General features: G+C 61.1%; 13 protein-coding genes and 1 tRNA gene. 9 read left to right on the top strand and 5 right to left on the bottom strand.

The features are described 5' to 3' along the window. Positions 1-83 precede the first annotated feature (83 nt). The 6 genes from MPC4_RS15705 (at position 84) to MPC4_RS15680 (ending at position 6,534) form a co-directional block, all read left to right on the top strand. Complete coding sequence (locus tag MPC4_RS15705) at positions 84-659, top strand: sigma-70 family RNA polymerase sigma factor (RefSeq protein ID WP_174513332.1); 576 nt, start codon at positions 84-86, stop codon at positions 657-659. Then, on the top strand, positions 656-1,291 hold the full coding sequence (locus tag MPC4_RS15700; RefSeq protein WP_174513331.1) for an NrsF family protein: 636 nt from the start codon (positions 656-658) through the stop codon (positions 1,289-1,291). The genes MPC4_RS15705 and MPC4_RS15700 overlap by 4 nt, the downstream gene beginning before the upstream one ends. Before the next feature lie 351 nt (positions 1,292-1,642). Then, positions 1,643-2,965, top strand: coding sequence for a proline--tRNA ligase (gene proS, locus MPC4_RS15695; protein WP_174513330.1), 1,323 nt, complete (start codon positions 1,643-1,645; stop codon positions 2,963-2,965). Further along, positions 2,962-4,233, top strand: coding sequence for a lipoprotein-releasing ABC transporter permease subunit (locus MPC4_RS15690; RefSeq protein WP_174513329.1), 1,272 nt, complete (start codon positions 2,962-2,964; stop codon positions 4,231-4,233). The genes proS and MPC4_RS15690 overlap by 4 nt, the downstream gene beginning before the upstream one ends. Before the next feature lie 2 nt (positions 4,234-4,235). Further along, positions 4,236-4,919 (top strand): ABC transporter ATP-binding protein, encoded by a 684-nt coding sequence (locus MPC4_RS15685; protein ID WP_134488328.1) that lies wholly within the window; start codon positions 4,236-4,238, stop codon positions 4,917-4,919. Between the two features lie 658 nt (positions 4,920-5,577). Further along, complete coding sequence (locus tag MPC4_RS15680; protein ID WP_174513328.1) at positions 5,578-6,534, top strand: GNAT family N-acetyltransferase; 957 nt, start codon at positions 5,578-5,580, stop codon at positions 6,532-6,534. 11 nt (positions 6,535-6,545) lie between these two features. Here the strand turns inward: MPC4_RS15680 and lipB are convergent, their stop codons facing one another. Next, positions 6,546-7,265, bottom strand: coding sequence for a lipoyl(octanoyl) transferase LipB (lipB, locus tag MPC4_RS15675; RefSeq protein ID WP_174513327.1), 720 nt, complete (start codon positions 7,263-7,265; stop codon positions 6,546-6,548). Positions 7,266-7,489: 224 nt separating this feature from the next. Between lipB and MPC4_RS15670 the strand changes: the two genes are divergently transcribed. Then, positions 7,490-7,574, top strand: a tRNA-Leu gene (locus tag MPC4_RS15670). Positions 7,575-7,628: 54 nt separating this feature from the next. Here MPC4_RS15670 and MPC4_RS15665 read toward each other — a convergent pair. Further along, positions 7,629-8,600, bottom strand: coding sequence for a polysaccharide deacetylase family protein (locus tag MPC4_RS15665; protein ID WP_244629054.1), 972 nt, complete (start codon positions 8,598-8,600; stop codon positions 7,629-7,631). 120 nt (positions 8,601-8,720) lie between these two features. Between MPC4_RS15665 and mgtE the strand changes: the two genes are divergently transcribed. Beyond that, positions 8,721-10,136, top strand: coding sequence for a magnesium transporter (gene mgtE / locus MPC4_RS15660; protein ID WP_174513326.1), 1,416 nt, complete (start codon positions 8,721-8,723; stop codon positions 10,134-10,136). Positions 10,137-10,145: 9 nt separating this feature from the next. On the opposite strand, the gene MPC4_RS15655 is transcribed toward mgtE, so the two are convergent. From MPC4_RS15655 to MPC4_RS15645, 3 genes are all read right to left on the bottom strand, one after another. Further along, a complete protein-coding gene (locus MPC4_RS15655) occupies positions 10,146-11,561 on the bottom strand; it encodes a multicopper oxidase family protein (RefSeq protein ID WP_244629053.1) in 1,416 nt (471 codons plus the stop codon). Positions 11,562-11,674: 113 nt separating this feature from the next. Then, entirely contained in the window at positions 11,675-13,009 is a 1,335-nt protein-coding gene (locus MPC4_RS15650; protein WP_174513324.1) for an ABC transporter ATP-binding protein, read from the bottom strand. A 9-nt stretch (positions 13,010-13,018) separates the two neighbouring features. Then, positions 13,019-14,755, bottom strand: a complete 1,737-nt coding sequence (locus tag MPC4_RS15645) for an ABC transporter permease (protein ID WP_174513323.1) — start codon at positions 14,753-14,755, stop codon at positions 13,019-13,021. A 667-nt stretch (positions 14,756-15,422) separates the two neighbouring features. Here MPC4_RS15645 and MPC4_RS15640 point away from each other — a divergent pair. Further along, complete coding sequence (locus MPC4_RS15640) at positions 15,423-16,169, top strand: glycoside hydrolase family 25 protein (protein ID WP_174513322.1); 747 nt, start codon at positions 15,423-15,425, stop codon at positions 16,167-16,169. Positions 16,170-16,230 lie beyond the last annotated feature (61 nt).

The following is a 16,230-nucleotide window of genomic DNA, read 5'->3' as shown; positions in this document are numbered from 1 at the left end:
TGCTTTTGCGCTTTCCCGGTTGACAAAAAAGTGACCGTGAAGCCGCGCTACAGCGTAACGCAGGGGCCCTGGACGCCGAATGTATGAAAGATGGAGCGCGCGTGCGCGTTGAGGACCGCGAAAAAGAATGGGCCGGACTGATGCGCGCGAGCAACGCGGGCGACGCGGCGGCGTACCGGCGGCTGTTGCTTGAATTGACTCCGGCGTTGCGAGCCTTCGCGCGAAAGGGCGTCGTGCGCGCCGGTGCGGCGATAGCGGATGCCGAGGATGTCTTGCAGGAGACGCTGCTCGCGGTGCACCTCAAACGGCAGACCTGGGATCAGGACGCGCCGCTCAGCCCCTGGCTTTTCGCCATCGCGCGCCACAAGCTGATCGACGCCCTGCGCCGGCGCGGCCGCCGGATCGAGCTTTCGATCGACGATTTCGCGGAGGTCCTGCCGGGCGGCAGTGATGATTCTGAGTCTATCGTCTCGGACGTCAGCCGCCACCTCGACGGCCTGCCGCCCGGACAACGCAATGTCGTGCGCTGCATCGCGGTCGAAGGCGCCTCGATCGACGAAACGGCCACCCTTCTGTCGATGAGCAACGGCGCCGTTCGCGTCGCCCTGCATCGCGGACTGGCGGCGCTGGCTGCGAAATTTCGAAGAGTTGAGTCATGAAGACGAGCGAACTCCTCAACGCGCTTTCCGAAGATCAGGTCACGCCGCCGGCGCCTCGTCGCGCGTTGACGCTTGCTTTGATCCCCGCCGTCGTGATCGCCGTGTGCCTGTTTCTCGCGGTTCTGGGCCCAAGGCCTCATTTTCTGGCGCTGCTCGCCGAGCCGCGATTTTTGTTCAAGCTGATCGTCTGCGACTTGCTGGTCGCCTTCTCCGGGCTGCTGGTCTTGCGCCTGTTCCGGCCGGGCGCCGCCGTCCACGGCGCTTTGATGCTGGCCGTTGTCCCGCCGGCGTTGCTTGCGATCGGCGTCGGCGTCGAACTGGCCGTCGTTCCGGCCGCGCAATGGGGTCCGAGGCTGGTCGGCTCCAATTCGATGGTTTGCCTGAAAAGCATTCCCTTTCTTGGCTTTGCGCCGCTCATTGCGACATTGTTCGCGCTGCGTAATGGGGCGCCGGAGCGTCCGGCTCTCGCCGGCGCCGGAGCGGGGCTTTTCGCCGGCGCGATCGGCGCCGCCCTCTACGCGACGCATTGCCCGGACGATTCGCCTCTTTTCGTAGCGGTCTGGTATCCATTGGCGATCGCGCTGCTCACAGGCCTCGGCGCCGTGCTGGGCGCACGCCTGCTGCGCTGGTAGCGGGCTAGACTAGCGGATGGGCGACGACGATCAACGCGCGCATGGGCGGCCTCTGTTCACGGCGATAAGCCCCTCGAGCGTAAGCGCCGTTTGCAAAAAGTGAATGCCGATCTTCCCATTAAAGTGATAGGAAATCTCAAGCAAAAGTCGGACTGACGGTAGGGCATGCCGCCGAAAGGCGGAAACCGGTTTTCGGGCGACATCAAGTCTTCCTTGTTGATGAGAGCCGGACGAACGGGCGCGGAGGCGATTTGGCCGCCGCGCTTGCGTTTGCGCCTTTGCCTTTCGGCGGCGCGCGTCCTAAACCTCGTTTTCCATTTTGCCCGCTCTCAAGACACGTGTCCCTGATCCATGCGCCTTTCCCGTTATTTTCTGCCGATTCTGCGCGAAACGCCCAAAGAAGCTGAAATCGTCTCGCATCGTTTGATGCTTCGCGCCGGCATGATCCGGCAGGAAGCCGCCGGCATCTATACCTGGCTGCCGCTCGGCCTTCGCGTTTTGCAGAAGGTCACTGAGATCGTGCGCGAGGAAATGAATCGCGCCGGGGCGATCGAGCTGTTGATGCCGACGTTGCAGCTTGCGGACCTTTGGCGGGAGACCGGCCGCTATGAGGCCTATGGGCCGGAAATGCTGCGGATCAAGGACCGGCACGAGCGCGAGCTGCTCTACGGGCCGACCAATGAGGACATGATCACGGCGATTTTTCGCGCTTATGTGCGCTCCTATCGCGAATTGCCGAAAATCCTCTATCATATCCAATGGAAGTTCCGCGACGAGCAAAGGCCGCGGTTCGGCGTCATGCGGGGTCGCGAATTCTTGATGAAGGACGCTTACTCCTTCGATGTCGACGAGGCGTCGGCGCGGCTCGCGTATCACCGTATGTTCGTCTCATATCTGCGCATCTTCGCGCGCATGGGTTTGCGCGTCATTCCAATGCGCGCGGAAACCGGGCCGATCGGCGGCGATCAGAGTCATGAATTCATCATTCTCGCCGAAACCGGAGAATCGGCTGTATTTTGTGACGCTGGCGTCTTGGAATTGCCCGTTCCCGATGAGACCGTTGATTACGACGGCGATTTGTCGCCCATCGTAAAGCAGTGGACGAGCCTCTATGCCGCGACCGAGGACGTCCATGACGAGGCCCGTTTCGAGCGCGAGACGCCGGAAGGCAGGCGCATCCACACCCGCGGCATCGAGGTCGGACAGGTGTTTTTCTTCGGCGACAAATACTCAAAGCCGATGCACGCCATGATCACGGGGCCCGACGGCGTCGAGCGTCCGTTCCAGGGCGGCTCTTATGGGGTCGGCGTGTCGCGTCTCGTCGGGGCGCTGATCGAGGCCAACCATGACGAAGCCGGCATCATCTGGCCGGCGTCCGTCGCGCCGTTCAAGGTCGGGCTCGCCAATCTGAAAGCCGGCGACGACGCCGTCGACGCCGCCTGCGCAAAAATTTACGAGGCCCTCGAAACGGCGGGCGTCGACGTGCTCTATGACGACAGCGACGAGAGGCCGGGCGCGAAATTCGCCAAGCTCGATCTCATCGGCCTGCCATATCAGCTCATCGTCGGCCCCAAAGGCCTGGCCGAAGGGAAAGTCGAGGTGAAGACGCGGGCGACCGGGGCGCGCGAGTCGCTGAGCGTCGACGAGGCGATCTCACGTCTGACGCTCGCATGATGCGATCCTCACCCGGCGGCGCGCGGCCATTCGCGGCGTTTGAATGGATGGTCGCGCTGCGCTATCTGCGCGCACGACGTTCAAGCGGCTTTGTGTCGGTCATCGCCGGTTTTTCCTTCGCGGGAATCATGCTCGGCGTCGCGACCCTGATTGTCGTCATGTCGGTGATGAACGGATTTCACAAGGATCTGCTCGACAAGATTGTCGGCATCAATGGCCATATTTTTCTGCAGGCCGCCGATTCGCCGCTGACCGATTATGATGAAGTGTCGCGCGAAGTCGCCGCCATTCCGGGGGTTCAGCTCGCCATTCCCATGGTCGAAGGACCCGCCGCGGTCTCGACCACCAGCATGGCCTTCGCCCTCGTTCGCGGCATTCGAGAGGCTGACATCAAGCGCCTCCCGGGCATCGCAGGCAACGTCAAGTTTGGCGCGCTCGACGGCTTCGACAAGGCTGGCGGCGTTGCGATCGGGCAGAGGATCGCGGAAAATCTCGGACTGCGCGTCGGCGACAAGATCAAAGTGCTGATCGCCAATGGGCCGCAGACGCCCTTTGGCGTCGCTCCCCGCAGCAAGGTCTACCCCGTGACTGCGATCTTCCAGATCGGCATGGCGGAATTCGATAATCTTTTCGTCTATATGCCGTTGCCGGAGGCGCAGGGTTTCTTCAACAAGGACAATGAGGCGAGCGTCATCGAAGTCTTCCTAAACAGGCCCGAAGATCTCGACGCGGTGCGCAGCAAGATCGACGGGGCGGTGACGCGTCCGATGATCATGACCGACTGGCGCGAGCGCAACCGGACATTCTTCGACGCGCTGAACGTCGAGCGCAACGTCATGTTCGTGATCTTGACGCTGATCGTCCTCGTCGCCGCGCTTAACATCATCTCCGGCCTTATCATGCTGGTCAAAGACAAGAGCCACGACATAGCGGTACTGCGCACGATGGGCGCGACGCGCGGCGGCATCATGCGGATCTTTCTCATCACCGGAGCCTCCATCGGCGTCGTCGGCACATTCGCTGGCTTTTTGCTCGGCCTTCTCGTCGCCGGCAATGTCGAGACGATCCGCCAGCTCCTGAACCATCTGCTGCACGCCAATCTGTTTCCCGCCGAGCTATATTTTCTGTCGCGCCTGCCGTCGGTGGTCGATCCTGTCGACGTGCTGACTGTCGTTGGCATGACATTGGCGCTTTCCGTCCTTGCGACGATTTACCCGTCCTGGCGCGCCGCAAAGCTCGATCCGGTCGAAGCGCTGCGTTACGAATAGCGATGTCCGCCCCGGCCCTCTATCTGGAGAAGGTTGAACGCCGCTACGATCAGGCGGGCGCGCCGCTCGACATTTTGCGCGGCGCCGATTTTGGACTGTGGGCGGGCCAGTCGGCCGCGCTGATCGCGCCCTCCGGGGCTGGCAAATCGACCTTGCTGCATATCGCGGGCCTGCTCGAGCGTCCGGACGCGGGCGAGGTCTATATCTCAGGCGTGCCAACGGTCGCTATGGCGGATGAATCCCGCACCGCTCTGCGGCGCAGCGAGATCGGATTCGTCTACCAGTTTCACCATCTGCTGCCGGAGTTCTCCGCGCTCGAAAATATCATGCTGCCGCAGATGATCGCCGGACATTCGCGCAAGGAAGCGCGGGAGCGAGCCACTCAGCTTCTGGATTATCTCGGTCTTTCGGCGCGCGCTGACCATCGGCCCGCGGAGCTTTCGGGCGGCGAACAGCAGCGCGTCGCGATCGCAAGGGCGGTGGCGAACGGGCCGGGGCTCCTGCTGGCGGACGAGCCCACGGGCAATCTCGATCCGAAAACCGCCCATCACGTTTTTGAGGCCCTCGACGCCATCGTCAGGGCGACCGGGCTCGCAACCTTGATCGCGACGCATAATATGGAGCTCGCGGACCGTATGGATCGCCGCATCACGCTGCGGGACGGGCTTCTGGTTGAACTTCCATAGAGCGCATTCCTTAGTATCCGGCCCGAGGGTTGTCAGTTCGTCATACTGAAGGCCCATAATGCTTGGCTTCTGGCGTGCTTGCGCAGGCCTTCGGAATGTGTCGAAATACGCAGACCTACTTTGGAGCGCGGTGTATCAGCCAGTCGCCGATCGGACCAAAAGATTTCGCAATTTGATTGGAGTCGCGTCCGAGGGCAAAAAAAAACGGGGCGGCCGCGAGCGAGTGGGGACCTGATTCTCATGCGGCAGGTGGATCAGCCCGCATTACGATCGAACATTTTGCGATAACTCTTCTGAATAAACAAATATTGATAGGACTCTGCGCGAGAGCTTTTCTCTTTGATCCCTGTCGATCCGGCGTTCAAGGAAAAGCGTGCTACAAGGTAAACGGAGATTCAATTCGTTGGGACATTACTCTGAATCCTGGCGTCGTTCATAGGCCCGCCTCGATGAAGACTTTCAGGAGAAATGCTTCATTGAGGCAATGGATTGTGGCTTACTTAAACTCTGATTTATGCCAGCAATTTATTTGCGTGTATCTTTTAAGGTTGTTTTTTTAATAGAAATTGAAAGAATAGATTGTATACTAAGGGGGGTAGTGTGCACCGTAAATTTCCTCCTAAAACTATTTCAATTATATTGACGGGGGGAATGCCCGATGGAACATGTTTTTCCAGCGCCAAAAGTCATGATCGATGAGCTCGCGCCGACCATTTATCATGAGAAATGGTGGCTCGATATTGTCACCGGCGGTCAATATGAATGCGTCGAGGTTATAACCAACGGCAAACGCGTCGGCTGGCTGCCCTATTTCATGAAAAATAAATTCGGGCTGAAATTCAGCGTCCCGCCCGGTATGACCCATGTTCTCGGACCCGCCATTGACGCTGGCGGCGGAGACGCCGACGCCCAAGCCTATAATCGCACCGCCATCACGCGCGAACTGATCGCCAAGCTGCCGCCCGCCGCCATCTATAATTATAAATGCCAGCGTGATGTGACCGACGTCATCGCCTTTCAGCAGGAAAAATTTGCGACCTCCGTCCAGTTCACGCAGGAACTTGCGCCAAAACCGGCTGACGCCATCTGGAGCGGCATGCGCAAAAAGAAACGCAGCCAGATTCGCAGGGCGCAGGAGATCTTGAAAGCGTCAACGATCAACGATCCTGAACTTTTCTGGCGCTTCTACGAGAAGAACGTCAGCGAGCGGGGCCTGCCAAATCATTATAAAAAGCATGCTGTCCTCGCCTGCGCCGAACAGTGCCTGCTGCGCCAGCGCGGGCGCATTTATGCGGCAAGAGACAAGGACGATCGTCTGACCGCCGCGATCTGGTGCATCTGGGACAAGACGTCGGCCTATTATTTCATGACGTCGCGCAGCTTGGACGCCCATGATGGAGCCGTGAGCTTTCTGCTCTGGGAAGCGGTCCAGGATGCAATGCAACTTGGCCTCGTTTTTGATTTCGACGGCATAAGCAGCAATGAAAGCGTCGCCTTTTACGCCGGATTCGGCGGCCGTTTGACGCCGCGGTACATTGTGACGCGCACCTCGGGCATCGGGCGACTGGTCTGGGATCTCAAGGAAGCGCGGCGCGCCAATCGCTATCTTTGCTGATTCGCAAAGCATTAAATTCGAAGGAGCGGGCCGAAAATCGCTTCGAATTCGCGCGCCAGAATTGCGTCGACGTCGCTCATGGCGATCGGAAGGCCAAGATCAACGAGGCTCGTCACGCCATAATGCGCCGTCGCGATGCCGCACGGAACGATGCCGGAAAAATGCGACAGATCGGGCTCAACGTTCAGGGAAACGCCGTGGAATGACACCCAACGCTTGATGCGGATGCCGATCGCGGCGATCTTGTCCTCGGCGATTTCGCCCCCCAACCCGCGCGGCTTGTCCGGCCGCGGCGTCCACACGCCGACCCGATCCTCGCGCCGGCCTCCTTTGACGTTGAAGGCGTCGAGCGTCGCGATGATCCAGCTCTCGAGGGCCGCGACAAAGGCGCGGATGTCGGGCCGGCGCCGCCTGAGGTCGAGCATCACGTAAGCGACCCGCTGGCCGGGTCCGTGATAGGTATATTGGCCGCCCCGGCCGGTCTTGTGCACAGGAAAGCGCGCATCGACGAGATCGGCCTCTTTCGCCGACGTTCCCGCCGTATAAATCGGCGGATGTTCGAGGAGCCACACTTGTTCCCGCGCCTCGTCGGCGGCGATTGCCACGGCTCGCTCCTCCATGAAGGCGAGCGCAGCCGCGTAGGGCGTTAGCCCGCCGGACACGCGCCATTCGACGGGCACGCCGTCCGTCCGCTTCCATGAGCCTGTTTCCAGCCTGTCGCGTGAGGTCATGATTCGTCAGGCCTGCTTGTCTTTCGATATCGTCGCGGGATCGGCCGGAAAACGGCGCGCATTGCGATTATGCTCTGCACGATCCGAAGCCGGGAGTCTGCACTTTTTGCGCCTTCTCACGCGATCGGCGGAAATCCCCAACGCGGCCTTGCCAGCGGCCCACGCATTTGTTAGACGACGCGCCTGCCCCGTGCGGAGCTTCTTGCTCACAAGCACGGTTATCCGCGGCCATGGCGGAACTGGTAGACGCGCTAGCTTGAGGTGCTAGTCCTGAAAGGGGTGGAGGTTCGAGTCCTCTTGGCCGCACCAATCTTTTCGCGCTCTTGAGCGCGATGACGACGCCAGAGCAGGCGTCGTTTTTTTTTAAGGGCGCGCGGCGCCGGAGCCCTCGGGAATTTGCGGAATCGCGGCTTTTTCCGCGCCGCCTTTTCCCGCTGCGCCGCGGCTTTTTTGCGCGGATTCCTGCGAAAAAATCTGCGAGATGATCTTTTCCGTTTCGGACGTCCAGCCGGAGGGGGCGGCGCGCAGCGGCGGCGGATCGTCGCCCTGCTGAATATGCACGATATGGAAGCCGCGTTGCTTCAATTCGCGCAAGAGATCCGGCAGCATCGCCGCGGTTTGCGCCTTGATGTCATGCATCAAAAGGATGCCGCCCTTCGTCTGCTCGAGCCGGGAAAGGATAAGGGCAAGCTCGTCCTTCGGCGACATCGGCAGCCAGTCGGAGGCCCAGACATCGGCGCCGAAGATTGCGATATTGCGCGAGGCGAGCCAGGCGTCGAGCTCTGGCGTATCGGCAAAGCCGGGAAATCTGAAGAATTTTACGCGCGGTTCCGCGCCGGGCGCCCCATAGGCGGCCTTGTCGTCGGCCGCAAAGCCCCTGTCGATGTCCGCTTTGGCGGCGGCTTCGCTGAGGCGGCGCAGGGTCGCGGCCGGATGCGAAAACGTATGATGAGCGACGCTATGCCCTTCGGCGATTTCGCGCCGCACGAGGCGCGGGAGGCTTTGCGCATTGCGGCCGATGAGAAAGAAAGTGGCCTTGACGCATTCGGCGGCGAGAGCGTCCAGCACCTTGGCGGTCGAGCCGCTGGCCGGGCCGTCGTCGAAGGTCAGGACGATTTCATGGTCGGCTAGCGCGAGCGTCCTCGGATAGGTTTTGAGGCCGGCTTCAAATCCGCCCTGCGTGTTCAGGGACAAGGTGCGGCTGACGCCGAGCTTGTCCGGCCCGCAGGCCCCGACAGAGGGCGGGGCCGCGGCCGCCGCCGCGCCCATCCATAGACCCACCGCGAGACAGATCGCGCGCGGCGCGCCCGCTCGCAGCATCTTGCCCGCGGGCATTGTGCGCCTCCACATGAAACTCAAGCGCCGCCCGGAGGTTTCGGCTGCTTGTCGATTTGCCAGATCATAAAAGAACTCTATGAACCAGATTGCACAGGCTGACGAGGATCGATCGCGGGCATGGCCGATATGGAAGAGCAGGACCTCATCGCCGCCGGCTCCGCATCGATCTACGATGAAGATGGCGGCTTCAAGTCGGAATTTCTCGATAAAGTGAAGGCGGCGCTCGCGGCCGGCGACGCTGAGGGCGTCATAGAGCTCGCCGGCGCCCTGCACGAGTCCGATCTTGGCGCGCTTCTCGTCGCGCTCGATTCCGATCAGCGATTGAGGCTGGTCGAATTGATGGGGCCGCACTTCGACTTTGCCGCGCTGACCGAAATCGACGCCAATATTCGCGACGAAATTCTTGAGGAATTGCCGAACCGGGCCGTCGCCGAGGGCGTGCGCGAACTCGAGAGCGACGATGCCGTGACCCTGCTCGAAGATCTCGAGCCGGAGGACCAGGCCGAAATTCTGGGCGCGCTGCCGCCGATTGATCGCGCGCAATTGCAACGCTCGCTCGACTATCCGGAGCATTCGGCCGGCCGTCTGATGCAGACGACCTTTGTAACGGCGCCGCCCTATTGGACGGCGGGGCAGGCGATCGACGTCATGCGCGACGCCGATGAAGCCGATCTGCCGGACTCATTCTTCGAGATCTTCATCGTCGATCCGGCGCACCGGCTGCTCGGAACGCTGTTCCTCGACACATTGCTGCGCGCGAGAAGCACGACCTTGCTCCAGGACATCATGTCATCGGACCGCCGCCGGGTGGAAGTGACCGAGGATCAGGAGGATGTCGCCCGTGTCTTTGAGCGCTACAATCTCGTCTCGGTTGCCGTCGTCGACGAGGGCGAGCGTCTTGTCGGGGTCATCACCATCGATGACGTCGTCGACGTCATACAGGAAGAGGCCGACGCCAATCTGAAGGCGCTCGGCGGCGTCTCTGAATCGGAAGAGCTTTCCGATACCGTCTGGTGGACCACCAAAAGCCGTTTCGTCTGGCTCTTCGTCAATCTGATCACCGCCTTCGTCGCGTCCGCTGTGCTCGGGCTGTTCGAGGGTTCATTGCAAAAAATGGTGGCGCTCGCCGTGCTCGCGCCGATCGTCGCGAGCCAGGGCGGCAATGCGGCGACGCAGACGATGACGGTGGTGGTGCGCGCCCTGGCGACAAGGGAACTGTCGCATTCCAACGCCACGCGCGTTCTTTGGCGCGAGATTTTTGTCGGAGCCTTGAACGGCGCCGCCTTTGGCGTTCTGACCGGCGTCGTCGCCGGCTATTGGTTCGGCCTTGCTGGAATAGGCGTCGTCATCGCGCTCGCCATGTTGACCAACCTTGTCGCGGGCGCGCTCGGCGGCATTTTGATCCCGAGAATCCTTGATCATTTCGATATTGATCCGGCGGTCTCATCGAGCGCCTTCGTCACCACGGTGACGGATGTCGTCGGCTACGGATCGTTCCTTGGCATTGCGACGCTCTGGTTCAGCCTTGGGTGAGCTATTGGCTCAGACGTAGCGGATCGTCGTGAACATGCCGGCCTCCATATGATAGAGCAGATGGCAGTGCATCGCCCACCAGCCGGGATTGTCTGCGTCGAAGGCGACCGTCACCGTCGTCTTTGGCGGCACAAGCACGGTGTCGCGCATCGCGCCGGCAAATCTTTCGCCGTTGATGTCGACGACCTGAAAGAAATGGCCATGCAGATGCATTGGATGCGACATCATTGTCCTGTTGACGAAGACGAGCTCCACCCGTTCGCCGGCGAAGACCGGCAAGGGCGGCGTGTCCTTCGTGTAGGCGACGCCATTGATCGACCATTGATAGCCTGACATGGCGCCCGTCAGCTCCAGCCTATGCACCCGGTCCGCCTGCTGCGCTGCCAGAGGATCTTCGGCGCGAAGTCGACTTTCGAGATCGAAATCGATCGGCGCCGAGGCTTGATCCGCAAGCTCCGGCGCGCGCCGGACTTCGGCGTCGCCCGCGACGAGAATGACGCCGGTCTGGCTCCGATCTCCTTCGAGGATCGCCAGAATGGGATAGGCGCCCGGTCCTTTCGGAAATATCAGGCCGATGTCGAGCCGCTGCGCCGGCGCGATCGGAAAACGCCGCGCCCGGATGGGGGCGACGGCGTGCCCGTCGACGGCGACGAGATCGCCTTCGATCTGTCCGAGATCAATATGATAGGCGCTCATTGCCGAACTATTGATGATGCGCAGCAGCGCCATCCCGCCAGCCTCGACTTTCGTGACCTCGGGGTCCGCCAGCGTGCGGCGGTTGGCGAGAAATGCGTCATATTTCACGTCATTGAGGTCGGGCTTTGCGTCGCCGCCCATCTTCATGTCCGGCATATCGGCCATGCCGGCGCCCATAGACATGCCGCTCATGACGCCCATGGCGGGCTTGCGTAGCGCGGCATAGATCTCTTCCGGCGGCGTAAAGCTGAAATCGGCAAGCTCGATGATGATTTCCTGCTGCTTCGGCGCCTGGGGATCGCGGATGATCAAGGGCGCGGACATCAGCAGCTGCTCTTGCAGTCCCTGATGCGAATGCATGAAGAATGTCCCGTCGAATGTGAGCGGGAAGTCGTAATCGGCGGATTCGCCCGGCGCGAACGGCGGCGAAGAAATGTCGGGCACGCCATCCTGTCGCCACGGCGGCTTCAGCCCATGCCAGTGAATGAGGCTCGGTTCCGAGAGGTGATTTTCGACGCGCACGCGAAAAGCCTTGCCGACTTCCGTCTCGACGCCAAGCATGCCGCCCGGCTGGCGAATGTCCAGAATGGACGCCGCCTTGCCGTTCACCTCGATGTCGCGGCGCTCCAGCCGCAGGATCGTCGGCTGCGGCTCGCTTGTTTGCCCGCATGCGAAAGATGTCGCGCAGGTCGCAAGCGAGCCGCCAAGAAACGCGCGCCGCGAGAACATATCGGTCGTCCCTCTGGAGCAGAACGCATTTAAGCGGAATTGCATTCCGCCCTTTAGGGCTTGTTTTAATCCATACTGGGGATGAAAAGTCAGCAACTTTTCGGCATCATGCTCTATTGCGGATTCTCGAGGCTCAGCGTTTCCGAGCTCTCATCATAGGCGAAGACCTCGCCGTACCGGCCCCAGGTGATGACGCTTTTGAGCGTCTGCTCGGCATATTCCTCGGACATGTAATCTTCGAGCTCCCCAAGGAAGCGGGTTGCTCGCGCGGTATGGCTCGGGCGCTCTTCCAGCACCGCCTTGATGCGCGCTGCGAGCGGCAGATAGGCGAGCAGATGATCGCCGAAAAGCTTTTTGCGGGCGTCGGTTTCAAGGTCGGCGAAGCGCGCGCCGGCGGGGGTCAGCTTGATGTCGCCTTCCTCGATTTCGGCGAAGCGCAGCAGTTGCAGGGTTTCGCCGACGGGGAACAGCTCGTCGATCTCCATTTGCAGGCTGTCGGCGAGCGCCGGCAGATCGGCGCGGCCATGATAGGGTTCGGCGGCGATTTCTTCGATCATGCCGGCGAGGGTGTTGGTTGAGACCTGAGGCAAGGCCATCGCAAAGCCAAGGCCTGGAAAGGTCCCCTCGCGGCCGGGAGAGACAGGCTCGGGACGCTTCGTCATCAGCGCGTAGATCTTGTCGACGAGCTGGCGGAATTCGGGATCGAGGCGATTGCGCGGATGCTGTAGCGTCACCGTGATCTCGGCGGCGATGCGGCCCGGATTGGAGGCGAGGACGATGATGCGATTGCACATCAACACCGCCTCTTCGATATTGTGCGTCACCATCAGGATCGATTTGATTGGCATGCGCCCTTCGACCCAAAGGTCGAGAAGATCGGTGCGCAAGGTCTCGGCAGTGAGGACGTCGAGCGCCGAAAAGGGCTCGTCCATCAACAAAATGTTCGGATGCACGACAAGGGCGCGGGCGAAGCCGACGCGCTGGCGCATGCCGCCCGAGAGCTCTTTCGGAAAAGCGGATTCGAAACCATCAAGGCCGATGAGGTCGATGGCCTTCAGAGCGCGCCGCCTTGCCTCCTCCTTCGGCACTTTTCGAGCACGAAGGCCCAGCTCCACATTGGCGAGCACGGAAAGCCACGGGAAAAGCGCGAAACTCTGGAACACCATCGCCACGCCGTCGACCGGCCCCTCGACCGGCGCGCCGAGATAGCTGACGTCGCCGCTGGCCGGTCTGACAAGGCCGGAGACGATGCGCAAAAGAGATGATTTGCCGCAGCCGGAGCGTCCGAGCAGGCCGACGATCTCGTCCTCTTTCAAAGAGAGCGAGACATTGTCGAGAACGGCCGGACCCTGCTCGCCCGATCCGGTCTGATAGTGCTGGCTGACGTTTTTGACTTCGAGAAGCGGTTCGCGGGTTCCGAGCGAGGTTTTTGCGGCGGCGTCAAGCATGCGGCATCCTTAATCCAAACGCAGGCGGCGTTCGGCCAGACCAAACAGAGGCCGCCACAGCAGCCGGTTGAACAAGATGACGAAGACCGACATCACGGCGACGCCGAGCACGATCTTCGGGAAGTCGCCGTCCTCGGTCGCCTTGGCGATATAGGCGCCAATGCCATGCGCCGATATCGTCTTGTCGCCCCACTTCACATATTCGGCGACGATCGCGGCGTTCCATGAGCCGCCGGAAGCCGTCAAGGCGCCGGTGACGTAAAATGGGAACACCGCCGGAATGATGACGCTCTTCCACCAGTCCCAGCCGCGAATGCGGAAACCCGCGACGGCTTCCTTGAGATCATTCGGAAAGGCCGAAGCGCCGGCGATCACATTGAACAGAATGTACCATTGCGTGCCGAAGACAATAAGGGGGCTGAGCCAGATGTCGGGATTGAGCGAAAACCTCAAGATGAGGACGACGGCGATGGGAAAGATCACATTGGCCGGAAAGGCTGCGAGGAATTGCGCCAGCGGCTGAACCTTTTCCGCGATCCGGGGCCGAAGGCCAATCCAGACGCCGACAGGAACCCAGACGATCGTCGCAAGAATCATCAAGATGATGACGCGGAGCATGGTGAAACATGTGTATTCGACGCTGACCCAGAAATCGCTCCAGCTCAGTTCAGTGCTCACATATTGGACGATCTGACGCCCCGCCCATAGGATCACCGCGGCGATCGCGAGCAGCCAGACTATGTCGATGATGCGGCCCATGAGCGGATTTGCCGCGCCCGGGCGAACCGCCGCTCGCGGCCATTGCAGGCGCAGCAGAGCGATGCTCTGGAAAAGCTGGGCCGGCGGATGCGTCAAAGCGCGGAGCCAACGCGTGCGCGCGAACATTTGCGCGACCCATGATCGCGCCTCGACCTGGCCGGCCGAAAGTTCGACGCGAAAGCGCGACCCGAATGCGACGAGGGGGCGAAACAACAATTGGTCATAGAGCAGGATGACGACGGCCATGGCGACGATCGCCGCGAAGACGGCGTCAATCCGCTTCTGTTCGATGGCGAGGGCGAGGTAGGAGCCGATGCCGGGCAATTTGATGGTCGTGTCGCCAACCGAGATTGCCTCGGCGGCGACGACGAAGAACCAGCCGCCCGACATCGACATCATCATGTTCCAGATGAGCCCCGGCATGGCGAAGGGCGCGTCCAATTGCCAAAAACGCTGCCACCCCGAAAGCTGGAACCCCTGCGCCACCTCGGTCAGATCGCGCGGAACGCTGCGCAGGGACTGATAGAAGGAAAACGCCATGTTCCAGGCTTGCGAGGTGAAAATGGCGAAGATGGCCGCGCACTCGGCGCCGAGAATCGAGCCCGGAAACAAGCCAAGAAAAAAGGTCACGGTGAAAGAGAGAAAGCCGAGAATAGGAACGGATTGGAGAACGTCGAGGATGGGAATGAGGACAAGCTCGGCGCGACGGCTCTTGGCGGCGAGCGTCGCATAGATAAAGGTAAAGACCAGCGAAAGTCCCATCGCCGCGAACATGCGCAGTGTCGTGCGCAGCGCGTAATAGGGCAAAAGCGCATAATCAAGCGAAGTGACCGTCGATTCCGGCGCAGCGATCGGCAAAGTCAGGCCGCTCGAGAGATGCGCCGCCGCGATGAAGGCGGCGAAGATCAACACAAGGGCGAGCACGTCATATTGATTGGGCAGCGCCCTGCGGCCGAGCGACGTGAAGGCGACAAACTGGGAGAGCATAGAAGACTTTCGCGGACGAGGAAGAGGGCGGGCGGCGCGAATTCAGATGGAGGACACGGGCGCCATCGCCTCCGATGGACAGCGCGCTCTTATGGACTTTCCCCGGCCGGTTCACATGAACATAAAACCGGCACGGCTCACCTCAAGCAGCGCGCGCCTGCGGATGGATCGTGCGGTTGAGCATGTCGTATTTGTATGAAATTTCAAAGACCGCAAGCCATTTCACGGCCGAGTTTTTGTCATCTGGATCGAGCTTGCCGGCGGTCCGAAGCTTCTCGCAAAATATTGAGCGGCCAAGGGCGCGGGGGAGGTCCCGCACGGCTCGCCGCGCCGGAGAAAACCATAACTCCTGACCGTTCCGCGGCGCGAAAAAGGCGGGAGCGCCAGCGCCAAGCAAGCGTAAAGTTAGAAATAAGGTAAAGGACGGCTCTTGTCTCGCGTCGCCGCCGCGTCCAGGAGGCTGGGCTTTGTTGGGGGTCGAGAATAATGAAAAGAGGCGCTCCAGCAGCAAGGCGATTGCCATTCGATGGCGGTCCGGCGCCGCGGGCGGGCGGCTTCATCGGCGCCTGACTGTGAAATTGACTCCGCGCCGCCGTTTTTTCGACTTGTTAACGAGGCTTTACTAAACTTCAGCTAGATTGATTGCATTGAATTTGGCTTAGGCATTATGCGGCAGCTTTCCTTTTCCTTCTTTGCGCTCGCGCTCACGCTTCTCGTCGCTGGCTGCGCCGGCGGCGGCCTTGGCGATGATCCGTTTCCGAGTCCGTCGGATTACGAAGTCTACGGCATCGACGTCTCCAAATATCAAGGCGACATTGATTGGGACAGCGTGCGCGGTTCTGGCGTTCAGTTCGCCTGGATCAAGGCGACGGAAGGCGGCGATCACGTCGATGAGAAATTCGCCCGGAACTGGGCCGCCGCGAAAGCCGCCGGCATCCCGCGCGGCGCTTATCATTTCGCCTATTGGTGCCGGCCGGCGGAAGAGCAGGCGGCCTGGTTCACCGCCAATGTGCCGAACGATCCCGACGCCTTGCCGCCCGTTCTCGATGTCGAGTGGAACGGTCAATCAAAGACCTGCCCGAGAAAGCTGCCGCGCGAAGTGGCGATCGCTGAGATGAAGACAATTCTCGCGGCGATGGAGCGCGCCTACGGCAAGCGGCCGGTCATCTACACCTCGGTCGATTTTCACCGCGACGTGATGCAGGGCGAGTTCAACGATTATCCGATCTGGGTGCGAAGCGTGAAATGCCATCCGGCGCTGAAATATGGCGCGCGAAAATGGCGCTTCTGGCAGCATACGGCGGAAGGGCATGTCGCCGGCATCAAGGGCTATGTGGACCGCAACGCCTTTAACGGCACCGCCAAGGATTGGCGTGTCTGGCTTGCCGGCGTGTCGGTCGCCTCGCGCGCCTGATCCGCACGCGCGATGATTCCGCCACGATGATCCCGCATCGGATCAATCACGCCAGTTATCC

This window comes from Methylocella tundrae (assembly GCF_901905185.1).
Classification (GTDB): Bacteria; Pseudomonadota; Alphaproteobacteria; order Rhizobiales; family Beijerinckiaceae; genus Methylocapsa; species Methylocapsa tundrae.
This window is presented reverse-complemented; position numbering and strand designations above follow the sequence as displayed.